This is a genomic window from Pseudomonas sp. S3(2024) (assembly GCF_036861315.1).
In the GTDB taxonomy this organism is placed as follows: Bacteria; Pseudomonadota; Gammaproteobacteria; order Pseudomonadales; family Pseudomonadaceae; genus Aquipseudomonas; species Aquipseudomonas putida_A.
The window spans coordinates 75,655-101,326 of record NZ_JAZAQQ010000013.1 but is presented as its reverse complement, the minus strand read 5'-3'; the positions used below and the strand labels follow the sequence as shown (position 1 = coordinate 101,326).

Here is a 25,672-nt window from a genome sequence, read left to right as displayed (position 1 = left end):
CTTCAACAACTTCAACCACTTGCGCTTCCGATCTCTCGTTAGCGGGAGGCGAATTCTACAGCGTTACACGCTGCTGTCAACACCTCTTTTTCTCCGCTTTCGATCGAGAAGATCGAACCGTCAAAAGAGCCAAACATCACCGCTCTTTCAACTCCTTCCAGGCTTCGATAAACTGAAGCAAGCCGCTGCCGAAAACTGCGTAACTCGTTGAATATCAAGGAGTTTTCCGTTTCGACTGCGCCGGAAGTGGGGCGAATTATAGACTTCTAAAATTCGCCGTCAACCCTTATTTCAAACTTATTCAGCTTTCAGTGTGATTCGTGCAAATGCCTTCTTGCCCGCCTGGCAAACGTGGGTCGCGCCCAGCACATATATAAAGGAGCGATCAACCACCTCACCATCCACACGCACACCACCGGAAGCCAACAGATCACGCGCAGCCGCCGAGTTCTTCACCAGGCCTGCCTTATTAAGGACGGCCGCAATTGGCATATCTTCAGCAGAGGCCAGTTCAATCTCCGGCAGATCATCCGGCAGTTCGCCATCCTTCATACGGTTACCGGCAGCGCGATGAGCATTGGCCGCAGCCTCCTCACCATGGAAGCGCGCGACAATCTCTTCCGCCAACTTGATCTTGATGTCGCGCGGGTTAGCCCCCGCCTCGACATCTGCACGGAAGGCATTGATCTCATCCATCGAACGGAAGCTGAGCAGCTCAAAGTAACGCCACATCAGCGCATCCGGAATCGAAACCAGCTTGCCGTACATCACACCTGGCGCTTCCTGGATACCGACGTAGTTGCCCAACGACTTGGACATCTTCTTCACGCCATCCAGGCCCTCGAGCAACGGCATGGTCAGAATGCACTGAGCTTCCTGACCATAACCACGCTGCAGCTCACGCCCCATCAGCAAGTTGAACTTCTGATCGGTACCACCCAGCTCGACATCCGCGTGCAGAGCAACCGAGTCATAACCCTGAACCAGCGGATAGAGGAACTCATGAATAGCGATCGGCTGATTGGTGGTGTAACGCTTATCGAAGTCATCACGCTCAAGCATACGCGCGACAGTGTATTGCGAAGTCAGACGAATAAAGTCCGCCGGCCCCATCTGATCCATCCAGGTGGAGTTGAAGGCAACTTCGGTTTTCGCCGGATCAAGAATCTTGAATACTTGAGTCTTGTACGTCTCAGCGTTTTCCAGAACCTGATCGCGAGTCAACGGAGGACGCGTAGCGCTCTTGCCGCTTGGATCACCGATCATCCCGGTGAAGTCACCAATCAGGAAGATCACCTGATGCCCCAATTCCTGGAACTGGCGCAGCTTATTAATAAGCACGGTGTGACCCAAGTGCAGATCCGGGGCGGTTGGATCGAAACCAGCCTTGATACGCAGCGGCTGGCCGCGCTTGAGCTTCTCGATCAGCTCGGACTCGACCAATAGTTCTTCCGCACCACGTTTAATCAGCGCTAGCTGCTCTTCAACCGACTTCATAACAGACCCGCAAGGCTCAGATTCAAAGGGAACCAACCATACAAGATCGTGCACCAATTACAAGTTTTGCCCGGCGCACGGACACCAATCTGCAGACAGGGTGTCTGTAGACTTGCTTCGGGGATGATTTGGTTATATTTTATACAGTTATTTCATCTTCATCATGTCATTCATCTTTTCCAATTCATCTTTTTTCAAAGTCAAAATTACTTATGACCACTGAACCGTCTAAAGCGCCACCGCTTTACCCGAAGACCCACCTGCTCGCCGCAAGTGGAATCGCCGCCCTTCTCAGTCTGGCGCTCCTGGTATTTCCTTCCAGTGATGTTGAAGCCAAAAAGACGACCCTGAGCCTGGAACTGGAAAGTCCTGCTGAACAACTGACACAAGATCAAGACGCTGCTGACGCGATTCAAGCCACAAATGAGCCAGCAGCCTCACCTTTCGCCCAGATCGAAAACAGCACCGAAGAAACCCCGAAAACCGCTGAAGCCGCACCTGCCCCAGCTCCGGCTGCAGAGAAACCAAAAGCCCCGGGTCACCGCGAAGTCGTCGTATCCAAAGGCGATACGCTCTCTACATTGTTCGAGAAAGTCGGTCTGCCAGCCGCTGCTGTGCACGAAGTGCTGGCCAGCGACATACAAGCCAAACAGTTCAGCCAGCTCAAGCACGGCCAGAAGCTGGAGTTCGAACTGAACCCGGAAGGCCAACTGACCAGCCTGCACAGCAAGGTCAGCGATGTCGAAACCATTACCCTGACCAAGAATGACAAGGGCTACGCATTCAACCGCGTAACAGCCAAGCCGACCGTTCGCACGGCTTACGTGCACGGCGTGATCAATAGCTCCCTGTCACAATCCGCTGCCCGCGCAGGCCTGTCCCACAGTCTGACGATGGATATGGCCAGCGTCTTCGGCTACGACGTCGACTTCGCTCAGGACATCCGCCAGGGTGACGAATTCGACGTGATCTACGAGCAGAAAGTGGTCAACGGCAAGGCAGTGGGCACCGGCCCGATCCTGTCTGCGCGCTTCACCAACCGCGGCAAGACCTACACCGCCGTGCGTTACACCAATAAACAAGGCAACAGCAGCTACTACACTGCTGATGGCAACAGCATGCGGAAAGCGTTCATTCGTACCCCGGTGGACTTCGCCCGCATCAGTTCGAAATTTTCCATGGGCCGCAAACACCCGATCCTCAACAAGATCCGCGCCCACAAAGGCGTCGATTACGCAGCGCCACGCGGTACGCCGATCAAGGCTGCCGGCGACGGTAAAGTGCTGCTGGCCGGTCGCCGCGGTGGCTACGGCAACACGGTGATCATCCAGCACGGCAACACCTACCGCACGCTGTATGGCCACATGCAAGGCTTCGCCAAAGGCGTGAAAACCGGCGGCAGCGTCAAGCAGGGCCAAGTGATCGGTTACATTGGTACCACCGGCCTGTCCACTGGACCGCACTTGCACTATGAGTTCCAGGTCAACGGTGTTCACGTCGACCCGCTGGGCCAGAAGCTGCCGATGGCAGATCCGATCGCCAAGTCCGAGCGCGCACGCTTCCTTGCGCAGAGCCAACCGCTGATGGCGCGCATGGATCAAGAGAAGGCCACCATGCTGGCTTCGAGCAAGCGCTAAGCCATGGCTCTTTATATCGGCGTGATGTCCGGCACCAGTCTCGATGGGCTGGACATCGCCCTGATCGAGCAGACCTCGGCGATCAAACTGATCGCCACGCATTACATCCCCATGCCTGAAACCCTGCGCGCCGAGCTGCTTGGCTTGTGCGCCAGCGGCCCCGACGAGATTGCCCGCTCGGCGATCGCCCAGCAGCACTGGGTCAAACTCGCTGCACAGGGCATCCATACCCTCCTCGATCAGCAGCAACTAAAGCCTGAGGCCATTCGTGCAATCGGCAGCCATGGCCAGACCATTCGTCATGAGCCCGCTCGTGGCTTCACTGTGCAAATCGGCAATCCCGCACTCCTGACAGAGCTGACCGGCATTACCGTGGTCAGCGACTTCCGCAGCCGCGATGTGGCTGCTGGCGGTCAGGGTGCCCCACTGGTGCCAGCCTTCCATGAGGCTTTGTTCGAAGAGCGTAACGGCAACCGCGCAGTCCTGAATGTCGGCGGTTTCAGCAATCTCAGTCTGATAGAACCGACCAGGCCTGTAGCCGGTTTCGACTGCGGCCCTGGGAATGTGCTGATGGATGCCTGGATTCATCAGCAACGCGGCGAGAACTATGATCGCAACGGCCAGTGGGCAGCCACCGGCACGGTCGAGCCAGTCTTGCTGAAAGCTCTGCTCGGCGACCCGTTCTTCGTGACCAAAGGCCCGAAGAGCACTGGCCGGGAAGTGTTCAACCTGCCGTGGCTGGAGCACCACCTCTCAAGTTTGCCGAGCTTCGCCGCTGAAAACGTTCAGGCAACGCTGCTCGAACTGACGGCGCAGACCATCGTCGAGTCGCTGCAAAGCGCTCAATCCGATACGCGGGAAATGTTGGTCTGCGGCGGCGGCGCTCACAACGCTACGCTGATGAAACGTCTTGCCGACCTGCTGCCTAACGCCACCGTCGCCAGCACCGCCACTCACGGCGTCGATCCGGACTGGGTCGAGGCAATGGCCTTCGCCTGGCTGGCCCATTGCTGCCTCGAAGGCATTGCCGCCAATCGCCCGAGCGTCACCGGCGCCAAAGGCCTGCGGGTACTCGGCGCCATCTACCCGAACTGAACAAAAGACATGCAACAAAAAACGCCGCAGAAGCGTAAGGCTCTGCGGCGTTTTATTGTGTGCAGCAAGGTGCGATCAGATCGAGAACGAAGAGCCGCAACCACAGGTCGTGGTAGCGTTCGGGTTCTTGATCACGAAGCGCGAACCTTCCAGACCTTCCTGGTAATCCACTTCGGCACCCGCCAGATACTGGAAGCTCATCGGATCAACCACCAGGCTCACGCCTTCGCGCTCGACGATGGTGTCGTCCTCGGCCACATCCTCATCGAAGGTGAAGCCGTACTGAAACCCTGAACAACCGCCGCCCGTAACGAATACGCGCAGCTTCAAGCGATCATTCCCCTCTTCATCGACCAGGCTCTTCACCTTGTGCGCAGCACCTTGGGTGAATTGCAAAGCCGTGGGGGTGAAGGATTCGACGCTCATGCTGACTATCTCCCGGCGTTACGCCGCCATAATGCGTGATGACGCGCATTATCCGCTTGTCCTAGAAAATCGGTCAACTATTGTTACGGTATATCAATAAACCCGACCAACTGCCCAGAATGCAAAAAGGCCCGTTTGACGGGCCTTTTTGCTGTGTTGCCGAACGTGTTACGGCAGCATACCGGCGTGGGAGAGGCCGAAGCGCTCATCCAGGCCGAACAGAATGTTCATGTTCTGCACCGCCTGACCCGACGCGCCTTTGACCAGGTTGTCGATCACCGACAGCACCACCACCAGATCACCATCCTGCGGACGATGTACAGCGATGCGGCAGACGTTTGCGCCACGCACGCTGCGGGTTTCCGGATGGCTGCCGGCCGGCATCACGTCGACGAACGGCTCGTTGGCATAACGCTTTTCGAACAGTGCCTGCAGATCCACCGAACGATCAACCACGGTCGCGTAGAGCGTGGAATGAATGCCACGAATCATCGGGGTCAGGTGCGGGACGAAGGTCAGACCGACATCCTTACCGGCAGCGCGACGCAGACCCTGGCGAATTTCCGGCAGATGACGGTGACCTTTCACCGCATAAGCCTTCATGCTTTCCGACGTCTCGGAATACAGCGAGCCTACAGAAGCACCGCGACCAGCACCGCTGACGCCGGATTTGCAGTCGGCGATCAGACGCGAAGTATCAGCCAGCCCCGCTTCAAGCAGCGGCAGGAAACCCAACTGTGTGGCGGTTGGATAGCAACCCGGTACGGCGATCAGACGAGCCTTCTTGATCTGCTCGCGATTGACTTCCGGCAGACCGTAGACCGCCTCGTCCAGCAACGCCGGCGCACCGTGCGGCTGGCCGTACCACCTGGCCCATTCTTCAGCGTCCTGCAGACGGAAGTCCGCAGACAGGTCGATGACCTTGGTGCCCGCCGCCAACAGTTCACCGGCCAACGCATGGGCAACGCCGTGCGGGGTGGCGAAGAACACCACATCACACGCACCCAGGGTTTTGATGTCCGGCACGCTGAACGCCAGACCGTCGTAGTGACCGCGCAGGTTCGGGTACATGTCAGCCACGGCCAGACCGGCCTCGGATCGGGAAGTGATCACTACCACTTCTGCCTGCGGATGCTGTGCCAACAGACGCAGCAGTTCGACACCGGTGTAACCCGTGCCGCCGACGATACCGACCTTGACCATAAACCTGCCCTCAACGAACCCACTGGAAAGCCGTCGATAATAGGGGCCGCGCGCCCCTGCGACAACCATCAAGGTGACGTGCGGACGCTCAAGCCTCTACTATCCCGGCTACCGTGAACCTGGGAATAACCAAAAATGCTCTATCTGTGGATCAAAGCGTTTCACATCGTCAGCGTCGTCTGCTGGTTTGCCGGGCTGTTCTACTTGCCGCGGCTGTTCGTTTATCACGCGCAAAGTGAAGACGCGATCAGCAAGGAACGCTTCAGCCTCATGGAGCGCAAGCTGTATCGCGGCATCATGGGCCCGGCGATGATCGCCACGCTGATCTTCGGCGGCTGGCTCATCTACCTCAATCCGGGCATCTTCAGCATGGGCGGCTGGATTCACGCCAAGTTGACCCTGGTGGTGCTGCTGATCGGCTACCACCACATGTGCGGCGCGCAGGTAAAACGCTTCGCCCGTGGCGAGAACACCCGCAGCCATGTCTTTTATCGCTGGTTCAATGAAGTGCCGGTTCTGATATTGCTGGCTATCGTAATTCTGGTCGTGGTCAAGCCGTTCTAACTTCATAACAGCATCACACCTCGGGGGATTTCCAATGTCGCTACCCGCTTTGCTCGAACAACGTCTGCGCTTGCCGATAGTGGCGGCGCCGATGTTCCTGATCTCCAACCCGGAGCTGGTGCTCGCCTGCTGCCGTAACGGCGTGGTTGGCAGCTTCCCGGCGCTGAACCAGCGTGAAAGCAGCGGCTTCAAGGCCTGGCTGGAGGAGATTGAAGCGGGCCTGGCGACACTGGACAACCCGGCGCCGTATGCAGTGAACCTGATCGTGCACAACAGCAATCCGCGCCTGCAGGCGGATCTGAACATCTGCGTCGAGCACAAGGTGCCGATTGTCATCACCAGCCTCGGCGCAGTGAAGGATCTGGTCGATGCCGTGCACAGCTATGGTGGACTGGTGTTCCACGACGTGACCACGCGCCGGCATGCCGAGAAAGCCGCCGAAGCCGGAGTCGACGGGTTGATCGCGGTTGCGGCAGGCGCCGGCGGCCATGCCGGCACCTGGAGTCCGTTTGCACTGATCGCCGAGATCCGTGAGTTCTTCGATAAAACCCTGCTGCTTGCCGGGTGTCTGAACCACGGCCATGAGATTTTGGCCGCACAGCTGCTTGGCGCGGATTTGGCCTACTTCGGTACGCGATTTATCGGCACCACCGAAAGTCATGCGCCTGACGCCTATAAGGACATGCTGCTGACGGCCAAGGCGGCGGACATCATTCATACTCCTGCAGTCTCCGGAGTACCGGCCAGCTTCATGCGCCAGAGCCTGGAGGCGGCGGGTTTCGACATGGCCGCGCTGCAAGGCAAGGGCGAAGTCAATTTCGGTGACAAGCTCAAACCGATCAACGACGAAGCCAAGGCCTGGAAGACCGTGTGGTCGGCCGGCCAGGGCGTAGGCCAGATCGACGACCTGCCGAGCGTCGACCAGTTGATCGCCCGGCTCGACGCGGAATATCGTCAGGCGCTGGAACGCGCGGCGCAGTTGCCCAAACGCTGGCCACGCTGAGAAAAATCAAGCCAGTCATCGACCGACTGGCCTTACACTTGCTGACCTTCAATTCATTCGCGACAAGGATGCCTCGGCCATGAGCGAACCTCGCTACAAGATCGTTTTCGACGGTGCTCTACAGCCCGGTGTCGATCTCACCACCGCCAAGCTCAATCTGGCGGCCCTGTTCAAAAGCGATGTTGCCGCCATCGAGCGCCTGTTCAACGGCAGCACCGTCGCTCTCAAACGCGACCTGACCCACAGCGATGCGCAGACTTATCTGCAAGCACTGAGCAAGACCGGGATCGACGCACGGATCGAAAGCGAAACGGCGATCGAACTGAGTCTGTCGGACGTGCATGAACAACCGGCGACTTTCAACGAACCCGCATCACCCTATGCGCCACCTCGGGCCAACGTCGGCGAAAACCTGCCAGCATTCGCAGTGCTCAAGCCCTTCAGCGTCGAAGGCCGGATCGGTCGTCTGCGGTTTCTGGCCTGGACGATGGTGCTGAGTCTGGTGACTCTGCCGATCGTGGGCATATTCGCCCTGCTCGCTCTCGGACTGGTCAGTGGCGACTCCACCACCGGCCTGATCATTGGCGGGATATTCGCGTTCTTCCTGTTCCTCGGCTTCATCATTGTCAGCATTCTGTTCAGCGTACAGCGCCTGCACGATATCGGCTGGTCCGGCTGGCTCTGGCTGCTGAACCTGGTGCCGTTCGTGGGCAGCTTCTTCCCGCTGGTGATCATGGTCGTGCCGGGCAACACCGGCGCCAACCGCTACGGCCCGCCACCGCCACCCAACAGCACCGCGGTCAAAGTGCTGTGCTCGTTGTGGATCGTGTTCTTCGCCCTGGTATTTGCCGGTGGCATGCTCGGCGGTATCTCGGCGATCCAGCAGGAATACGAAAGCAACCTTGAGAGCAGCTACGAAAGCGGCTCGGTCACCACCGATGAAGTCGAGGTCGAGACTGAACCGGCGAATTCCGTGGACGATGCAGCCGAAGCGGCTCCGGCCCCTGTAGACTCTGCGAAAGAATGAACAACGCTCCCCGCCGTGACACCTGCGTCGCTGGCGCGGAGCTGTTGCGATGGAGAATTGCATGACCCGTTACGCTCTGATCACCGGCGCCTCCAGCGGCATCGGCCTGGCCATGGCCGAAGCGCTGGCCCGGCGCGGCCGCAGCCTGATTCTGGTGGCCCGCCAGCGTGATCAGCTGGAAAGTATCGCGATCGAACTGACCCAGCGCTTTGGCGTGGAGGTGTTGTTCCGCGCCTGCGACCTGGGCGAGCCATTGCGCTTGTCCGGCTTCCTGCTGGAACTGGAAGAAGGCGACCGGCAGATCGATCTGCTGGTCAATTGCGCCGGCATCGGCACCTGCGGCCCGTTCCTCGCCCAGGACTGGATGACCGAGCAGGATCTGATCGAAGTCAACATCCTCGCCCTCACCCGCCTGTGCCACGCCATCGGCAACAGCATGGCGCTGCAGGGCGGCGGACAGATCCTCAACGTCGCCTCGGTGGCGGCGTTCAATCCCGGCCCGTGGATGAGCACTTACTACGCCAGCAAGGCTTACGTATTGCACTTCTCCGAAGCGCTGCGGGTTGAACTGAAACAGAGCGCGGTCAAAGTCTCGGTACTTTGCCCCGGCCCGACCCGCACCGCATTCTTCCGCACCGCGCAGCTCAACAGCGACAAACTCAAGGACAGCAAACTGCTGATGAGTCCCGAGGAAGTCGCGCTGTACACCGTGCGTGCACTGGAGAAAAACCGCGCCATCATCATTCCGGGACGACGCAACCGCTGGCTGGCCTTCCTGCCACGCCTCGGCTCGCGCTGGCTCAATCGCACCCTCGTCGGCATGGTCAACAAGGCTTACTGCCCGCGCTGAACTGTCCTACGGCAAAACACTGGGCGGGGTCATTTCCCATGCGTACACTCAGGCCAGCCCCCACAACGGAGAAAACAGCAGTGGATACTCTGTTCACCAAGATCATCAACCGGGAGATCCCGGCCAAGATCATTTACGAGGACGACCAGGTTCTGGCGTTCCACGACATCGCCCCTCAGGCACCGGTGCATTTTCTGGTGATCCCGAAGAAACCGGTGCGTACCCTCAACGACCTGACCGAAGACGACAAGGCACTGGCCGGGCACATCCTGTTCACTGCCCAGCGCCTGGCGCTGGAGCTGGGCTGCGAGGAAGGCTTCCGGGTGGTGATGAACTGCAATGAAAAAGGTGGGCAGACCGTCTATCACATTCATATGCACGTACTTGGTCAGCGCCAGATGAACTGNGGCTGCGAGGAAGGCTTCCGGGTGGTGATGAACTGCAATGAAAAAGGTGGGCAGACCGTCTATCACATTCATATGCACGTACTTGGTCAGCGCCAGATGAACTGGCCGCCGGGCTGATTCACTGCATCCGCCCCTGTAGGAGCGGGCTTGCTCGCGAAAGCGGAGTGTCTGACATTGATATTCTGAAGATGCCGACGCCTTCGCGAGCAAGCCCGCTCCCACCAAAAGCATGACCGCGTGGCAAATGACCCAGCGCAAACCTTCCCCGGCCGATTCGGTTAAACTGGCGGTCGAGATTTTTACCGGAGGTCAGCATGACAACCCAACGTCACTACTCGCCGATTGACCGTCTTCTGCTGCAAGCCGATGCCGCGATGCGTACCCTGCTGCCTTTCAGCGGCCAGCCGTACCGTCCGTCGCCTGCCATCGTGCAGCCGGATGTGCAGATGAGCGATGAAGACACCCGCCACGTCGCCGGCCTGATGCGCATCAACCACACCGGTGAAGTCTGCGCCCAGGCGCTGTATCAGGGGCAGGCGCTGACCGCCAAGTTGCCGCAGGTGCGTGCTGCCATGGAGCACGCCGCCGAAGAAGAAATCGATCACCTGGTGTGGTGCGAACAGCGCATACATCAACTGGGCAGCCACACCAGCGTGCTCAATCCGCTGTTCTACGGGATGTCGTTCGGTATTGGCGCCGTCGCCGGTCTGATCAGCGACAAGGTCAGCCTTGGTTTCGTCGCGGCCACCGAGCATCAGGTGTGCAAGCACTTGAACGAGCACCTTGAGCAATTGCCGGCCGAGGACGAGAAGTCCCGGGCGATTCTGGAACAGATGCGCATTGATGAAGAGCATCATGCGGAGAGCGCACTGGATGCGGGTGGTTTCCGCTTTCCGGCGCCGGTGAAGTTCGGGATGAGTCTGTTGGCGAAGGTGATGACCAAGAGTACTTATCGGATCTGAGATCTGTATTGCCGCAAAGGGCCTCTTCGCGAGCAAGCCCGCTCCCACAGGGTTCTGTTTTTCGGCAATAAAAAAGGCGACTACCGCACGGTAGTCGCCTTTTTTGTGCCCGGGAATCTTACGCTGGCATGTTGCGCGCGTAGAAGATTTCCAGCATTTCGTGTTTCACACGCTCGGTCACCTGAGCACGCTGCTCGGAGGACAGGTTGCTGGTGGCGTCGCCGAACAGGTAGTTATCCAGTTCGAAGTTCTTCAGCAGCATTTTGGTGTGGAACAGGTTTTCCTGGTACACGTTCACGTCGGTCATCTGGTACGCGTCGCGAGTGTCTTCGGAAAGGTAGTTCTGGATCGAGTTGATCTCGTGGTCGATGAAGTGCTTGTTGCCTTCAACGTCACGGGTGAAGCCGCGCACACGGTAGTCCACAGTCACGATGTCCGAATCGAACTGGTGAATGAGGAAGTTGAGCGCTTTAAGCGGTGAAATGACACCACAGGTCGACACGTCGATGTCCACACGGAACGTCGCAATACCGGCGTCCGGATGGATTTCCGGATAGGTATGCACCGTGATGTGACTCTTGTCGAGGTGGGCAAGGATGATTTCGGGCAATGGACCCGGGGACTCTTCGATCTGGCTGTCAGTCGGGGTCACCGGCTCTTCCGAGATCAGAATCGTGACGCTGGCACCCTGAGGCTCATAGTTCTGACTCGCGATGTTCAGAATGTTGGCACCAATGATTTCGACAACTTCCGTGAGGATCTGCGTCAGGCGTTCGGCGTTGTACTCTTGGTTGATGTACTCGACGTAAGCCTGCTGGTCTTGCGGGGTTTCCGCGTAGCAGATGTCATAGATGTTGAAGCTCAAGGTCTTTGTCAGGTTATTGAACCCGTGGAGCTTGAGTTTGCTTTTCACCGTTAAAAACTCTCTATGTATGCGGCGCAGCCGCGTGATCAAGCATGCCCGTCAAGTGCGAACAACGCACCTGCGTAGGACGGTTAACACCTCTTCGCGATGGCGATTTTGGTTATCTGTTCAGGCGGACGATCCGTCGGTTGACCGATCACTGCCCTGAAAAAAGTGGCGCATTATGCAGACGTCAGCGAGGGATCGCCAGAGTCTGCACTGCTTTTATGATAGTTGAATGTCGATTCAATCGAGCTCGACGATTTCATAATCGTGAGTGATCGCCACGCCGGCCGCGCCGAGCATGATCGAGGCCGAGCAATACTTCTCGGCAGACAGTTCGATGGCGCGCTTGACCTGGGCTTCTTTCAGGCCACGGCCCTTGACCACGAAGTGCATGTGGATCTTGGTGAACACCTTCGGATCTTCGGTCGCGCGCTCGGCTTCGAGGAACGCTTCGCAGCTTTCAACCGCCTGACGCGACTTCTTCAGGATGCTGACCACGTCGAAGTTGCTGCAACCGCCAACGCCCAGCAGGAGCATTTCCATCGGGCGAACACCCAGATTACGACCACCGGCGTCCGGCGGTCCGTCCATGACCACAACATGACCGCTACCGGATTCGCCGAGGAACATGGCTTCGCCAGCCCATTGGATGCGTGCCTTCATCGCCAAGACTCCACTGTAGAAAAAAGGGTCGCCAGCTTAGCACAGGCCTTTGCTCTGGCAGCGCCCGGCGTTCCTAGGAGGGATGCCTCAGCTGCGTAGGTAATTTCTCGAATTTTCGACGAAGTGTCTGGTAAGCTGGCGCCAATTCGCTGGCGCCAATTGTCAGCCTGTGTAGCGACCGCCTTCAGCGCCTCATAAAAAAATCAAACATCACCGTGCAGTCTTTTCGGGATACAACCATGGTTGCTATTACCCCCACACCCAAAATCAAGAACCTCGACAAGCTGTTGATGCATTGCCAGCGCCGTCGCCATGCGGCCAAGAGCAACATCATCTGCGCCGGCGATCGCTCGGACACGCTGTACTTCATCATCAAAGGTTCGGTCACCATCTTGATCGAAGATGACGACGGCCGCGAAATGATCATCGCCTACCTCAACGCCGGGGACTTCTTCGGCGAGCTGGGTCTGTTCGAACAGGCAGGCCAGGAACAGCAACGCAGCGCATGGGTGCGGGCCAAGGTCGAATGCGAAATCGCCGAAATCAGCTACGTGAAGTTCCGCGAACTGTCGCAGCAGGATCCAGACATTCTTTACGTCCTCAGCGGACAAATCGCCCAACGTCTGCGCAATACCACGCGCAAGGTCGGCGACCTGGCGTTCTTCGACGTTACCGGTCGCGTGGCCCGCTGCCTGCTGGAGCTGTGTAAGCAGCCCGACGCGATGACCCACCCGGACGGCATGCAGATCAAGGTGACCCGTCAGGAAATCGGCCGGATTGTCGGTTGTTCGCGGGAGATGGTCGGTCGCGTGCTCAAGGATCTTGAAGAACGCAACCTGGTCGATGTGAAAGGCAAGACCATGGTAGTCTTCGGTACGCGCTAAGCGCGCAAAATCAGGCGTTGTAGACCTGCGCCAGCATCAGACGAAACAGCTCATCCAGACGCGCCAAAGCCGTTGGCGCGACGAACTTCTCATGCAGGGCGATGTGGCTTTCGGCGCGCACCCGCTGCTCCAGACCGCAAGCCTCGTTGAAGCGATTGACCGCTGCAACCATCGACTCGCGCTCGTTATCCATCAGCATCGCCCCGTGCACCAGCCCCACCGGACGTTGACCGCCCTGACTCTGGCGCCAGCGCTGAGCGGTGCCGACCATCTTGCGGCCGTCGAGATTGACGTTGAAACGACCGTCGCAGAACGCGCCGTCGATTTCGCCCAACGACGACACACCGCCCAACTCATCCAGCAACTCACAGATCGGATCGCACAGCCGCCGGTAGCCGGTTTCGATGCGGTTCAGATCCCCCTCGCTGCGGGGCGGGGCGTAGACCAAGGCGATGTTGATGGTTGAAGCGGATTGCGGGACCGGTTCACCGCCGGTTTCCCGCAGCAAGACTGGCCAACCGGCAGCAGCGGAGACTTCGCAGGCATGCTCGAAACCGGGCAGGCGATTGAGGCGGCGCGGCATGACCAGGGCGCGATCACTGGGTTGCCAGAACAGCAGACCGGATTCGGCGTTGCCGGCGCAGATCGAGGCCAACAAGTCTTGCTCGGCTTGCAGGCCGGCTTCGATGGTCAGTGAGGTGGGCAGCGACATGGAGGGCTCCGGCAGATCTGGAATCTTTAGGGATTTTGAGGGCCTCTTCGCGAGCAGGCTCACTCCTACAGGGGGAACGCATTCCAAGTGTAGGAGTGAGCCTGCTCGCGATGGCGTCTAGCCGGTCTGACTGAGTCAGTCGAGGGTCGAACCGCTGACCGGCACGCCACGCTCCGGGAAGAACAGGCGCTGCAGTTCGGTGCCCGGGCTTTCCGCGCGCATGAACGCTTCGCCCACCAGGAACGCATAAACGTCGCTGATTTCCATCAGCTCGACATCGGCACGATTGAGAATGCCGCTCTCGGTGATCACCAGACGATCGCGCGGAATACGCGGCAGCAGGTCGAGGGTGGTTTCCAGGCTGACATCGAAAGTGTGCAGGTTGCGGTTGTTGACCCCGACCAGCGGCGTGTCGAGAGTTTTCAGTGCGCGTTCCAGCTCGTCGCCATCGTGCACTTCCACCAGCACATCGAGACCCACGCCTTTGGCGACCGAGGCCAGCTCAGCCATTTTCACGTCGTCCAGTGCGGAGACGATCAACAGCACGCAGTCGGCGCCCAGCGCGCGGGCTTCGACGATCTGGTACGGATCGATCATGAAGTCCTTGCGAATTACAGGCAGTTTGCACGCGGCGCGGGCCTGTTGCAGGTAGGCATCGGCGCCCTGGAAGTAGTCGATATCGGTCAGTACGGACAGACAGGTCGCACCGCCCTTCTCGTAGCTCTTGGCGATGTCGGCAGGCACGAAGTTCTCGCGAATCACACCTTTGCTCGGCGAAGCCTTCTTGATTTCAGCAATCACCGCCGGTTGTTTCTTCTTGGCCTGCGCCAGCAATGCCTGGGCAAAACCACGGGGTGCATCGGCCGCCTTGGCCAGACTTTCCAGCTCGCTCAGGCTGACACGAGCGCTGCGCTCGGCGACTTCCTGGACTTTGCGCGCCAGAATGTTTTCCAGAACCGTCGGTACACTCATCCTTCATTCTCCACTTTGAATACCGCGGTAAAGGCACCCAACTCCTCGAGTTTTTCCCGAGCAAGACCGGTGTGCAATGCGTCGTGCGCAAGCGCCACGCCTTCTTTGAGACTGGTCGCCAGGTCAGCCGCGTACAGCGCCGCACCGGCATTGAGCACAATCATTTCGGCAGCCTTCTGGCCGTTTTCGGTCTTGCGCTTGCCCAGCGCATCGCGGATCAGTGCCAGCGAAGCTTCCGGGCCTTCGACCGACAGACCGTGCAGGCTCTGGCTCTTCATGCCCAGATCTTCCGGCTCGACCCAATATTCGGTGATTTCGTTGTTCTTCAGCTCAGCCACAAAAGTCGGCGCGGCAAGACTGAACTCGTCCAGACCGTCCTTCGAATGCACCACCAGTACGTGCTTGCTGCCCAGGCGCTGCAAGACTTCGGCCAACGGCCGGCACAGCGCAGGGGTAAACACACCCACCACCTGATGTTTGACACCGGCCGGATTCGTAAGCGGGCCGAGCATGTTGAACAGCGTACGCAGGCCGAGATCGCGACGCGGGCCAGCGGCGTACTTCATGGCTTTGTGATGAGTCTGGGCAAACATGAAACCGATGCCGACGTTGTCGATGCAACGGGCGACCTGTACCGGCGTCAGGTTCAGGTAGATGCCGGCTGCTTCGAGCAAGTCGGCGCTGCCGCTCTTGCCCGATACCGCGCGGTTGCCGTGCTTGGCCACGGTACAACCGGCTGCCGCGACGACAAACGCGGACGCCGTCGACACGTTGAAAATGTTCGCACCGTCACCGCCTGTGCCGACCACATCGACCACGCCGTCGAGGGTCTTGAGTTCGACCTGATCGGCCAGCTCACGCATCACCGAAACGGCGCCGACGATTTCATCGATGCTCTCGCTCTTCATGCGCATGGCCATCATGAATGCGCCGATCTGCGCCTCGGTGCATTGACCGGTCATGATTTCGCGCATCACGTCACGCATTTCTTCGGTGCTGAGGTCGAGGTGTTCGACGATACGGCTCAGGGCTGTCTTGATATTCATGGGAAGTCCTTAGCGCGTGCCGCCGGTTTGTTTGAGGAAGTTGGCAAACAGTTCATGGCCCTGCTCGGTCAGGATCGACTCAGGGTGGAACTGCACGCCCTCAATGTTCAGGGTCTTGTGCCGCAGGCCCATGATTTCGTCGACTGAACCATCATCGTGCTGCGTCCACGCGGTCAGCTCAAGGCACTCGGGCAAAGTATCGTGCTTGACGATCAGCGAGTGGTAGCGGGTAACCGTCAGCGGATGGTTCAGACCGGCGAAAACGCCCTTGTCCTCATGGAATACCGGGCTAGTCTTACCGTGCATCACCTGACGGGCACGCACGACATCGCCGCCGAACGCTTGGCCAATCGACTGATGGCCGAGGCAGACGCCGAGGATCGGCAGTTTGCCGGCGAAATGCTTGATGGCTTCGATGGAAATGCCGGCTTCGGTCGGCGTGCACGGGCCTGGCGAGACCACGATGCGCTCGGGGTTGAGCGATTCGATTTCGGCGACGGTCAGTTCGTCGTTGCGCACGACTTTGACCTCGGCACCCAGCTCGCCGAGGTACTGCACAACGTTGTAAGTAAAGGAGTCGTAGTTGTCGATCATCAGCAACATGGCGTTTCGAACCTCTTGAATTCTGACTTGAAGACAGCCTTCGAATGACTTGCCCGCAGGGCGCTGCACGATGTCGGACGCGCAGGTGGCGTCGGCACAGCGGCATTTCAAACGGGCAAGGAAGGCAAAGCGATACAGATCCGGCCGGGCCGGCAGAAAAGATTCAGGCGCGCCAACGCCAACGGGCGTGTGCCTTGATGACTTGATCCAGAAGTTTGCTGACGATCAACACGGGGAAGGTCTCGTTCATACGTTCCGGCACAGTAACTTAGCTGGGCGGAGCGTGCAATATGGCGGGGCTGACGGGGGACAAAACTAAGGGAGGCTTCGCGACCGATGGCAAAACGCCGGGAGTTTTTGGTACTGTCGTTTCGTTCACCTACAACAATAAATAAACGGACTTGCTCATGATCAAACAGACGTTGTTTGTACCGCTTGCCGGTTGCCTGCTCGCCATGGCCTGCGCCCAGGCGTACGCAGCACCCGCGCCCTACTCCAACTTCATCGTCTTCGGCGACAGCCTGAACGATGCCGGGACCTTCAAGGACAGCGGCGGCCCGGCCGGCGCCACGCAGCGCTACACCAACCGCACCGGCCCGCTGTACAAGGACGGCACCGGAGAAAACCGTGACCTCAACGCCACCCAGATCATCGGCGGCAAACTCGGTTTCAGCCCCGACCAGACCGCCTCCTCGTCCTCGGCCGTGCGCGCCGGTGAAGGTCTTGCAGATGGCAACAACTGGGCGGTGGGCGGCTACCGGACCGACCAGATTCTCGACTCGATCACCACCCAGTCCGCCACCGGCGAACGCACCCGCAGCGGTTACCTGCCGTCGAACGGCTTCCGTGCCGACCCGAACGCGCTGTATTACCTGTCGGGGGGCGGCAACGATTTCCTTCAAGGCCGCGTACTCAGTCTCGATCAGGCCAGCGCCGCAGCCGATCGCCTGGCCGACAGCGCCCGCACGCTGCAAGGCGCCGGCGCCAAATACATCATGGTCTGGCTGCTGCCGGACATCGGCCTGACCCCGGCCATCAACGGCTCGCCGCTGCAGGGTTTCACCTCGCAGCTCAGCGCCCAGTTCAACACCGAGCTGGTCAGCCAGCTGCAGGGCATCAACGCCGAAATCATTCCACTGAACATTCCGGTGCTGCTCAAAGAAGCCTTCGCCAACCCGGCGCAGTTCGGCCTCGCGACCGACCAGAACCTGACGGCCACCTGTTTCAGCGGCAACAGCTGCACCGAGAACGCCCGATACGGCATCAACAGCGCCACGCCGGATCCGACCAAGCTGATCTACAACGACGCAGTGCACCCGACCGAAGCCGGCCAGCGTCTGATTGCCGACTACGCCTATTCGCTGCTGGCCGCCCCTTGGGAGCTGACCCTGCTGCCGGAAATGGCCCAGGGTTCGCTGCGCGCGCATCAGGATGAACTGCGTAATCAATGGCTGGCCGATTGGGAAAACTGGCAAGCCGTGGGCCAATGGCGCGCCATCGTTGCCGGTGGCGGGCAACATCAGGACTTCGACAGCCAGCACAGCGCCGCCAGTGCAGATGGCAACGGCTACAACCTGAACATCGGCGGCAGCTATCGCGTCAACGAAGCCTGGCGCGTCGGTTTGGCCGCAGGTTTCTATAACCAGAAACTCGAAGCCGGCGACGCCGATTCGGAATACAAGCTCAATTCCTACATGGGCACCGCGTTCGCCCAGTATCAACAAAACCGCTGGTGGGGCGATCTGGCGATGACTGCCGGCAAACTCGACTACGACAGCCTCAAGCGTAAATTCCAGCTTGGGGTCAACGAGCGCGGAGAGAAAGGCAATACCGACGGTTACGTGCTGGCGATCAGCGGCCGCCTCGGCTACGACATCGCGCAGCAGGCCAGCAGCCCGTGGCACCTGTCGCCGTTCGTCAGCGCCGACTTTGGCAAGACCGAAGTCGATGGCTACTCGGAAAAAGGCGCTGACTCCACGGCGCTGACTTTTGACGACCAGTCGCGCAACTCGCGGCGTCTGGGCGTGGGTATCCAGGGCAAGTACCAGATCACCGCGCAGACTGAAGTGTTCGGTGAGTTCGCTCACGAACGTGAGTACAACGATGACCGTCAGGATCTGACCATCAACCTCAACAGCTTGCCGGGCAACCGTTTCACGCTCGAAGGCTACGAGCCGCAGACCAACCTCAATCGCCTGAACCTGGGTGTGAGCCACAAGCTCACGCAGGATTTGGCGTTGCGCGCCAGCTACAACGTGCGCAAGGATGATGACTTTACCCAGCAGGGGGTGAACGTCGGGGTCAGTCTCGATTTCTGATCTGCTGGCATAAAAAACGCGGCGCCCTCACAGGCGCCGCGTTTTTTTATGGCTGATCACAACACAATGTGGGAGCGGGCTTGCTCGCGAAAGCGGTGTATCAGCCGACATCAATTTTGAATGCCAGCCCGTATTCGCGAGCAAGCCCGCTCCCACAGGGGGATTGTGTGGACTCAGCTTTCCGGGGTCTGCTCAGCCAGTGCCACGGCGCGGAACATCGCGCGACGCTTGTTCAGGGTTTCTTCCCACTCCAGCGCCGGCACCGAGTCGGCAACAATACCGCCACCGGCCTGCACGTGCAGTTCGCCGTTCTTGATCACCGCGGTACGAATCGCAATCGCGGTGTCCATATTGCCGTTCCAGGCAAAGTAACCGACCGCACCGCCATACACGCCACGCTTGACTGGCTCCAGTTCGTCGATGATTTCCATCGCACGGATCTTCGGTGCGCCGGACAAGGTGCCCGCCGGCAGAATCGCCCGCAGCGCGTCCATCGCGGTCAGCCCGGCCTTCAACTGGCCGGTGACGTTGGAGACGATGTGCATCACGTTGGAATAACGCTCGATGACCATTTTCTCGGTGAGTTTCACCGAACCGATTTCCGAAACCCGACCCGTGTCGTTACGACCCAGATCGATCAGCATCAAGTGCTCGGCGATCTCCTTGTCGTCCGACAGCAGATCCTCTTCCAGCGCCAGATCCGCCTCTTCGGTGGCTCCGCGTGGACGAGTGCCGGCAATCGGGCGCACGGTGATCAAATTGTCTTCGACCCGCACCAGCACTTCCGGCGAACTGCCGACGACGTGGAAGTCGCCGAAGTTGAAGAAGTACATGTACGGCGTCGGGTTGAAGCAACGCAGGGCGCGATACAGATCGATTGGCGCAGCCTTGAAGTCGATCGACATGCGCTGCGACGGCACCACTTGCATGCAGTCACCGGCAAGGATGTATTCCTTGATGGTGTCGACGGCTTTTTCGTAATCGTCCTGAGTAAAACTGGAGCGGAATACCGGGTCAGCCGCTTGTTGCTTGCTGAAATCCAGGCCACGGCGCGGGGTGATCGGCTGGCGCAGTTTCTCCAGCAGTGCCTGCAATTGCGCCTGCCCCTGCTCGTAAGCATCGGCTTGCGCCGGGTCAGCGAGGACAATCGCGTGCATCTTGCCGGCGAGGTTGTCGAACACCACTACCGCATCGGACACCATCAGCAGAATGTCCGGCACGCCCAGCGGATCCGGGTTCGGGCATTTGCCCAGACGCTTCTCGACATAGCGCACGCAGTCATAACCGAAATAACCGACCAAGCCACCGTTGAAACGCGGCAGACCGGCGATGCTCGGCACGTTGTAGCGGGCCTTGAAGGTTTCGACGAAGGCCAGCGGATCTTCGACGTCATGGCTTTCGGTCTCGACGCCATCGACGGTGATGCTCACGTGATGGTCGTGCACTCGCAGTACGGTGCGGCACGGCAGGCCGATGATCGAGTAACGGCCCCATTTCTCGCCGCCCTGCACCGATTCGAGCAGGTAGGAGTTTGGCTGGTCGGCCAGTTTCAGGTAGATCGACAGCGGGGTGTCGAAGTCGGCCAGGGTTTCGCAGGCCAACGGAATGCGGTTGTAGCCGTCAGCGGCCAGGCGCAGGAATTCTTCGCGGATCATGGGGTGCCTCGTGGTGTGAGGGGCAAATCAGTCAGGTGTGCAAACGCGCCGGCAAGCCGGCCAGGCATCAGTCAGGCGCGCCAACGCCAGCGGGCCAGGGCCTTGATGACTTTCATCCAGAGTTTGCGGGTGACCACCACGATGGCGTTTCCAGAATGGGATTGAGAAGCGTCGGGCAACGTTATCTCAGCGGCTGTACCGAGGCAACCGGGAATTAGCTTGCGCAGATCGTCGATCACCAGTGCCGGGGATTCCTCGGCAATCGGTCGACCGTGGTTGTAGCCGTAGCTCAGCGCCACGCACTTGACCCCCGCCGCTTTCGCCGCCAGCACGTCGCTGCGCGAATCGCCGACGAACAGCGATTGCGAGGCAGGAATGTTGGCCATCTTCATCACGAAGAACAGTGCCGCCGGGTCGGGTTTCTTTTGCGGCAGGGTGTCGCCGCCGATGATCCACTTGAAGTAGCGGCCGATCTTCATCTGATCCAGCAGCGGCGCGACAAAACGCTCCGGCTTGTTGGTGATCAATGCCATGGCCACGCCCTGTTTGTGCAGCCATTTGAGAGTGTCGCGTACGCCGGGATAGACCACGGTCAACTCGTGGCTCGCGCCATAGGCTTCCATGAATACTTCCAGCGCGTGCTCGGCCTCGACGTCATCCACCGCCGAATGATCGATGCCACCGGCCAGCGCCCGGCGCACCAGCACCGGTGCGCCATTGCCGACCCACTCGCGCACCGCCTCGATGCCGGCAGGCTTGCGGCCGAGGGAGAGCAGCATGGTGTCCACCGCCGCCGCCAGGTCGGGAACCGAGTCGATCAACGTGCCATCCAGATCGAACATCACCAACCGTGGCAGTTGCCCCGGGAACAGCTGCTCAAAACCGCTCATGGGCGCGCCAGCGCCAATTCGGAACGCATCTTGTCGATGACTTCCTGATAGTTCGGTGCATTGAAGATCGCCGAACCGGCCACAAAGGTGTCAGCGCCAGCGGCCGCGATTTCGCGGATGTTGTTGACGTTGACGCCGCCGTCGATTTCCAGACGGATGTCGCGCCCCGAAGCATCAATGATCGCCCGTGCTTCGCGCAGTTTGTCGAGGGTGCCAGGAATGAACTTCTGCCCGCCGAAGCCCGGGTTGACGCTCATCAGCAAGACCATGTCGACCTTGTCGATCACGTACTTGAGCACGTCCAGCGGGGTCGCCGGGTTGAACACCAGGCCGGATTTGCAGCCGCCTTCACGAATCAGTTGCAGCGAACGATCGACGTGCAGCGTGGCTTCCGGGTGGAAAGTGATGTAGGTCGCGCCCGCCTCGATGAAGTCGCCAACGATGCGATCCACCGGGCTGACCATCAGGTGCGCGTCGATCGGCGCGGTGATGCCGTACTTGCGCAGTGCCGCGCAAACCATCGGGCCGATGGTCAGGTTCGGCACGTAGTGGTTGTCCATGACATCGAAGTGGACGAAGTCGGCACCGGCGGCCAGAACATTGTCCACTTCCTCGCCGAGGCGGGCGAAGTCGGCGGAGAGAATCGACGGAGCAATTACGAAGGGCTGCATGACGCACCTTTTCTGAGCTAAATCACGATGGCGCGCATTGTATACCTCAAGTTTCCGTGCGCGCACCGTGACCGCGATGATCAGTACGCCGCTCGGTAGATCTTCTCGATATCCGCAGCGCTGAGCTTGCGGGGGTTGTTGCGCATCAAACGCTCGATTCCCGCGGCCTCCACGGCCATGGCCGGGATCGCCTCTTCCGGCACACCGAAACTGCGCAGCCCGGCCGGAATTTCCACCGCCGCGCACAGTTCGGTCATTGCCTGCACGGCTTTGTCCGCCGCCTCGGTGGCGCTCAGATGAACGGTCTTCACCCCCATGGCCTCGGCGATATCCTGCATGCGCTCGACGCAGGCCATCTTGTTCCAGGTCATGACATACGGCAGCAACAAGGCATTACTCACGCCATGGGCGATGTTGAAACGCCCGCCCAACGGATAGGCCAACGCATGCACCGCGCCGACCCCGGCATTGCCGAACGCCATCCCGGCCATCAGGCTGGCGGTGGCCATGTCCTCACGGGCCTGCAGATTGGCGCCATTGGCGTAGGCCTTGGGCAGCGACCTGGCAATCAACCTGATTGCGCCGAGCGCCAGCGAGTCGGTGATCGGCGAAGCGTTGACCGACAGATAGGATTCGATGGCATGCACCAGCGCATCAACACCACTGGCGGCGGTGACGCTGCGCGGGCAGGTCAGGGTCATTTGCGGGCTGACCAGCGCCACGTCCGGCAACAGGTAGTCGCTGACGATGCCTTTCTTCAGTTGCGCGACCTTGTCGGAGAGGATGGCGACGTTGGTCACTTCCGAGCCGGTGCCGGCGGTGGTCGGGATGGCGATCAGCGGCGGACCTTTGCGCGGCACCTGATCGACGCCGAACAGGTCTTCCAGCGCGCCGTGGTATCCGGCATACGCGGCGACACTCTTGGCGATGTCGATGGCACTGCCGCCACCGAGACCGATCAAGCCGTCATGGCCGCCCTCGCGATACACGCGCATGCAATCTTCGACGATGGCGATTTCCGGGTCCGGTAGCACCCGGTCAAAAATCTCGTACTCGCGCCCGCCCAATTGGCACAGCGCCAGCTCCACGGTGCCGGACTTGACCAGCGCGGCGTCGGTGACGATCAACGGGTTGTCGATATCCAGCCGCGTGAGCTCCGCCGCCAGTTGCTCGATGGCCCCGGCGCCGGTGATCAGTTTGTGAGCGATTTTGAACTGGGACAGACTCATCGTGCGCAGCCTCTTATAGATGTGGGAGCTGAGCACAAGGTTAGCTGGGGTTTTGAGGTTGTCTGGCATTCACCCCATGAATGACACAAAACTTCGCATACAACACAAATCCTTGTGGGAGGGGGCTTGCTCCCGAAAGCGGTGTGTCAGTCGACATCAACTTCAACTGATCCACCGCTTTCGGGAGCAAGCCCCCTCCTACAGTTTTGACCGTGTACGGCGTCAGACCTGCGCGGTACGCAGTTTCTCGCTACGACCGCGCAGCCATTCAAGGGTTAACAGCAGGATGACAGAGAAGGCGATCAGCAAGGTTGCCGCCGCCGCAATCGTCGGACTGAGGTTCTCGCGAATGCCGCTGAACATCTGCCGTGGCAAGGTCGCTTGCTCGGGGCCGGCGAGGAACAGCGTCACCACCACTTCATCGAACGAAGTGGCAAAGGCGAACAACGCCCCGGAAATCACCCCCGGCGCAATCAACGGCAGGGTCACCCGACGGAACGTGGTCAATGGCGAAGCGCCAAGGCTGGCCGCCGCCCGCACCAGATTGTGGTTGAACCCCTGCAACGTCGCCGACACGGTGATGATCACGAACGGCACACCCAACACCGCGTGCACCACGATCAGCGAGAAGAAGCTATTGCCCAGTCCCAGCGGTGCGAAGAACAGATAACTCGCCACACCAATGATCACCACCGGCACCACCATCGGCGAAATCACCAGCGCCATCACCAGCGCCTTGCCGGGGAAGTCGCCACGGGTCAGGCCGATCGCCGCCAGGGTTCCGAAGACCATCGCCAGCACGGTCGCCGCGGGGGCGACGATGATGCTGTTCTTCAGCGAGCGCATCCATTCCGCCGAGGCGAAGAAGTCCTGATACCAGTGCAGAGAAAAGCCCTGCAACGGATACACCAGGAAACTGCCCGAGTTGAACGACAGCGGCACGATGACCAGCACCGGCAGAATCAGGAACAGCAGGATCAGGCCGCAGAGGATCCGCAAGCTGTAGAACCACACCCGTTCGATGGGCGACATGTAAGGACTCAGCATTTCAAATTCCCCTTAGCTCAGGCGCAGGCGACTGGCGCCCACCAGCCAGCTGTAGATCAGATAAAGCACCACGGTCGCCAGCAGCAACAGGCCGCCCAGCGCAGTGGCCATGCCCCAGTTGATGCTGGTGTTGGTGTAGAACGCGACGAAGTAGCTGACCATCTGATCGTTCGGGCTGCCGAGCAGCGCCGGGGTGATGTAGTAGCCGATGGCGAGGATGAACACCAACAGGCAACCGGCACCGACGCCGGCATAAGTCTGCGGGAAGTACACCCGCCAGAAACTGGCGAACGGATGGCAGCCCAGCGAGATGGCGGCGCGCATGTAGGTCGGCGAGATGCCTTTCATCACGCTGTAGATCGGCAGGATCATGAACGGCAGCAGGATGTGCACCATCGAGATGTAGACCCCGGTGCGGTTGAACACCAGTTCCAGCGGCTTATCAATGATGCCCATGGCCAGCAGCGCGCTGTTGATCAGCCCGCCCGATTGCAGCAACACGATCCACGCCGCGACCCGTACCAGAATCGAGGTCCAGAACGGCAACAGCACCAGAATCATCAGCAGGTTGCTCTGCCGCGATGGCAGGTTCGCCAGCAGATAAGCCAGGGGATAGGCGAGAAACAGGCAGATCACGGTGATGATCAGGCCCATCCAGAACGTGCGGGCGAAGATGTCGAGGTAGATCGCCTGATCCGGGGTGGCCGGGGCCAGTTCGCCGAGATCATCGATACGGTGATCCACCGCCGCCAGCAGGTAGTAAGGCGTGATGCTGCTGGTGTTGCGTTTGACCGCTTGCCAGTAGGCCGGATCGCCCCAACGCTCGTCGAGCGCTTCGAGGGCTTCTTTATAGGAGGCCGGTTCGCTGGCGAAGGGCAGCGCCCGGGCGGTTTTGGTCAGCAGGCTGCGATAGCCGGCCAACTCCATGTTCAAGCGCTTGGACAGATCGCCCAGCGTCTGGTTTTTGCGGGCTTCGGCGAGATCTTCGCCGGCCGCTTTGTATACCGGTTCAGCGGGCAGGCCACGGCCGTCCCAACTGGCGATGGCCGCCACGGTGCGCGGCATGCCGCCGACCACTTCCGGGTTGCCGACGCTTTTGTAGAGCAGCGCCACGATCGGTACCAGAAACACCAGCAACAGAAACAGCACCAGCGGCGCAATCAACGCCTGGGCCTTCCAGCGGTTGACCCGCTCGGCGCGCTTGAGCTTCTGCTTCAAGGTGGGGCTGGCGCCCTCGTTCAGGGGAACGGCGATGGCCATGACGTACTCCGCAAATCTTTGATCGTTACAGAGGTGGCGAACCACCTCGATCGATTGATGCACACAAATCCAGATGTGGGAGCGGGCTTGCTCGCGAAGGCGGCGCATCAGTCGACATCAATGTTGAATGTGCTGATGCTT

The 25,672-nt window shown here is 59.8% G+C and carries 24 protein-coding genes and 2 pseudogenes; 11 read left to right on the top strand and 15 right to left on the bottom strand.

Annotation, left to right across the window (positions count from 1 at the left end):
- Window positions 1-297: 297 nt before the first annotated feature.
- Window positions 298-1,497, bottom strand: a complete 1,200-nt coding sequence (gene tyrS, locus VLA07_RS24775; RefSeq protein WP_333992081.1) for a tyrosine--tRNA ligase — start codon at window positions 1,495-1,497, stop codon at window positions 298-300.
- Between the two features lie 212 nt (window positions 1,498-1,709).
- On the opposite strand from tyrS, the gene VLA07_RS24770 reads away from it, so the two are divergent.
- Window positions 1,710-3,134, top strand: a complete 1,425-nt coding sequence (locus VLA07_RS24770) for a peptidoglycan DD-metalloendopeptidase family protein (RefSeq protein ID WP_247269748.1) — start codon at window positions 1,710-1,712, stop codon at window positions 3,132-3,134.
- Between the two features lie 3 nt (window positions 3,135-3,137).
- The gene (locus VLA07_RS24765) at window positions 3,138-4,229 is read left to right on the top strand and encodes an anhydro-N-acetylmuramic acid kinase (protein ID WP_135296672.1); all 1,092 of its coding nucleotides are present in this window, start codon (window positions 3,138-3,140) and stop codon (window positions 4,227-4,229) included.
- Window positions 4,230-4,304: 75 nt separating this feature from the next.
- Here VLA07_RS24765 and erpA read toward each other — a convergent pair whose 3' ends face one another.
- Window positions 4,305-4,655, bottom strand: coding sequence for an iron-sulfur cluster insertion protein ErpA (erpA, locus tag VLA07_RS24760; RefSeq protein WP_003228776.1), 351 nt, complete (start codon window positions 4,653-4,655; stop codon window positions 4,305-4,307).
- Window positions 4,656-4,823: 168 nt separating this feature from the next.
- Window positions 4,824-5,858 (bottom strand): N-acetyl-gamma-glutamyl-phosphate reductase, encoded by a 1,035-nt coding sequence (argC, locus tag VLA07_RS24755; RefSeq protein ID WP_183785586.1) that lies wholly within the window; start codon window positions 5,856-5,858, stop codon window positions 4,824-4,826.
- Between the two features lie 135 nt (window positions 5,859-5,993).
- Between argC and hemJ the strand changes: the two genes are divergently transcribed.
- The 7 genes and pseudogenes from hemJ to coq7 all read left to right on the top strand — a co-directional run bounded on the left by hemJ (window position 5,994) and on the right by coq7 (window position 10,671).
- Complete coding sequence (gene hemJ, locus VLA07_RS24750) at window positions 5,994-6,422, top strand: protoporphyrinogen oxidase HemJ (RefSeq protein ID WP_027610742.1); 429 nt, start codon at window positions 5,994-5,996, stop codon at window positions 6,420-6,422.
- Window positions 6,423-6,456: 34 nt separating this feature from the next.
- Window positions 6,457-7,425, top strand: a complete 969-nt coding sequence (locus VLA07_RS24745) for an NAD(P)H-dependent flavin oxidoreductase (protein WP_333992075.1) — start codon at window positions 6,457-6,459, stop codon at window positions 7,423-7,425.
- Window positions 7,426-7,504: 79 nt separating this feature from the next.
- Window positions 7,505-8,452 carry a DUF805 domain-containing protein gene (locus VLA07_RS24740; RefSeq protein ID WP_103368672.1) on the top strand — a complete coding sequence of 316 codons (948 nt, stop codon included), beginning with the start codon at window positions 7,505-7,507 and terminating at the stop codon, window positions 8,450-8,452.
- 61 nt (window positions 8,453-8,513) lie between these two features.
- Window positions 8,514-9,302: an SDR family NAD(P)-dependent oxidoreductase gene (locus VLA07_RS24735; RefSeq protein ID WP_041070136.1), complete on the top strand. Its 789-nt coding sequence runs from the start codon at window positions 8,514-8,516 to the stop codon at window positions 9,300-9,302.
- 80 nt (window positions 9,303-9,382) lie between these two features.
- Window positions 9,383-9,706: pseudogene (locus VLA07_RS24730) on the top strand (histidine triad nucleotide-binding protein); the annotation flags it as partial.
- 3 nt (window positions 9,707-9,709) lie between these two features.
- Window positions 9,710-9,826 (top strand): annotated as a pseudogene (locus tag VLA07_RS24725) (HIT domain-containing protein); the annotation flags it as partial.
- A 197-nt stretch (window positions 9,827-10,023) separates the two neighbouring features.
- Window positions 10,024-10,671, top strand: a complete 648-nt coding sequence (gene coq7 / locus VLA07_RS24720) for a 2-polyprenyl-3-methyl-6-methoxy-1,4-benzoquinone monooxygenase (RefSeq protein ID WP_027610738.1) — start codon at window positions 10,024-10,026, stop codon at window positions 10,669-10,671.
- A gap of 118 nt (window positions 10,672-10,789) precedes the next feature.
- Here coq7 and speD read toward each other — a convergent pair whose 3' ends face one another.
- Together speD and VLA07_RS24710 are read right to left on the bottom strand one after the other, a co-directional pair.
- Window positions 10,790-11,584, bottom strand: coding sequence for an adenosylmethionine decarboxylase (gene speD / locus VLA07_RS24715; RefSeq protein ID WP_027610737.1), 795 nt, complete (start codon window positions 11,582-11,584; stop codon window positions 10,790-10,792).
- A gap of 237 nt (window positions 11,585-11,821) precedes the next feature.
- Complete coding sequence (locus tag VLA07_RS24710; RefSeq protein ID WP_330207880.1) at window positions 11,822-12,244, bottom strand: OsmC family protein; 423 nt, start codon at window positions 12,242-12,244, stop codon at window positions 11,822-11,824.
- 239 nt (window positions 12,245-12,483) lie between these two features.
- Between VLA07_RS24710 and crp the strand changes: the two genes are divergently transcribed.
- Window positions 12,484-13,128: a cAMP-activated global transcriptional regulator CRP gene (gene crp / locus VLA07_RS24705; RefSeq protein ID WP_007966430.1), complete on the top strand. Its 645-nt coding sequence runs from the start codon at window positions 12,484-12,486 to the stop codon at window positions 13,126-13,128.
- A 10-nt stretch (window positions 13,129-13,138) separates the two neighbouring features.
- Here the strand turns inward: crp and VLA07_RS24700 are convergent, their stop codons facing one another.
- The 4 genes from VLA07_RS24700 to VLA07_RS24685 all read right to left on the bottom strand — a co-directional run bounded on the left by VLA07_RS24700 (window position 13,139) and on the right by VLA07_RS24685 (window position 16,461).
- Window positions 13,139-13,840 (bottom strand): lipoate--protein ligase family protein, encoded by a 702-nt coding sequence (locus VLA07_RS24700; RefSeq protein ID WP_333992072.1) that lies wholly within the window; start codon window positions 13,838-13,840, stop codon window positions 13,139-13,141.
- Between the two features lie 135 nt (window positions 13,841-13,975).
- Window positions 13,976-14,812 (bottom strand): indole-3-glycerol phosphate synthase TrpC, encoded by an 837-nt coding sequence (gene trpC, locus VLA07_RS24695; RefSeq protein WP_047596411.1) that lies wholly within the window; start codon window positions 14,810-14,812, stop codon window positions 13,976-13,978.
- Complete coding sequence (trpD, locus tag VLA07_RS24690; RefSeq protein WP_003228800.1) at window positions 14,809-15,858, bottom strand: anthranilate phosphoribosyltransferase; 1,050 nt, start codon at window positions 15,856-15,858, stop codon at window positions 14,809-14,811. Before trpD ends, trpC begins: the two co-directional genes overlap by 4 nt.
- Window positions 15,859-15,867: 9 nt before the next feature.
- The gene (locus VLA07_RS24685; protein WP_027610734.1) at window positions 15,868-16,461 is read right to left on the bottom strand and encodes an aminodeoxychorismate/anthranilate synthase component II; all 594 of its coding nucleotides are present in this window, start codon (window positions 16,459-16,461) and stop codon (window positions 15,868-15,870) included.
- 407 nt (window positions 16,462-16,868) lie between these two features.
- Between VLA07_RS24685 and estP the strand changes: the two genes are divergently transcribed.
- Window positions 16,869-18,779 (top strand): esterase EstP, encoded by a 1,911-nt coding sequence (gene estP / locus VLA07_RS24680; RefSeq protein ID WP_333992065.1) that lies wholly within the window; start codon window positions 16,869-16,871, stop codon window positions 18,777-18,779.
- 173 nt (window positions 18,780-18,952) lie between these two features.
- On the opposite strand, the gene trpE is transcribed toward estP, so the two are convergent.
- The 6 genes from trpE to VLA07_RS24650 form a co-directional block, all read right to left on the bottom strand.
- Window positions 18,953-20,434: an anthranilate synthase component I gene (gene trpE, locus VLA07_RS24675; RefSeq protein ID WP_247269627.1), complete on the bottom strand. Its 1,482-nt coding sequence runs from the start codon at window positions 20,432-20,434 to the stop codon at window positions 18,953-18,955.
- 71 nt (window positions 20,435-20,505) lie between these two features.
- A complete protein-coding gene (locus VLA07_RS24670) occupies window positions 20,506-21,324 on the bottom strand; it encodes a phosphoglycolate phosphatase (RefSeq protein ID WP_047296963.1) in 819 nt (272 codons plus the stop codon).
- Complete coding sequence (gene rpe / locus VLA07_RS24665) at window positions 21,321-21,995, bottom strand: ribulose-phosphate 3-epimerase (RefSeq protein ID WP_003228808.1); 675 nt, start codon at window positions 21,993-21,995, stop codon at window positions 21,321-21,323. Before rpe ends, VLA07_RS24670 begins: the two co-directional genes overlap by 4 nt.
- 80 nt (window positions 21,996-22,075) lie before the next feature.
- A complete protein-coding gene (locus VLA07_RS24660; protein ID WP_247269628.1) occupies window positions 22,076-23,224 on the bottom strand; it encodes an iron-containing alcohol dehydrogenase in 1,149 nt (382 codons plus the stop codon).
- A 222-nt stretch (window positions 23,225-23,446) separates the two neighbouring features.
- The gene (locus tag VLA07_RS24655) at window positions 23,447-24,271 is read right to left on the bottom strand and encodes an ABC transporter permease (RefSeq protein WP_041070101.1); all 825 of its coding nucleotides are present in this window, start codon (window positions 24,269-24,271) and stop codon (window positions 23,447-23,449) included.
- 12 nt (window positions 24,272-24,283) lie between these two features.
- Window positions 24,284-25,531: an ABC transporter permease gene (locus tag VLA07_RS24650; RefSeq protein ID WP_096796648.1), complete on the bottom strand. Its 1,248-nt coding sequence runs from the start codon at window positions 25,529-25,531 to the stop codon at window positions 24,284-24,286.
- Between the last annotated feature and the right edge of the window lie 141 nt (window positions 25,532-25,672).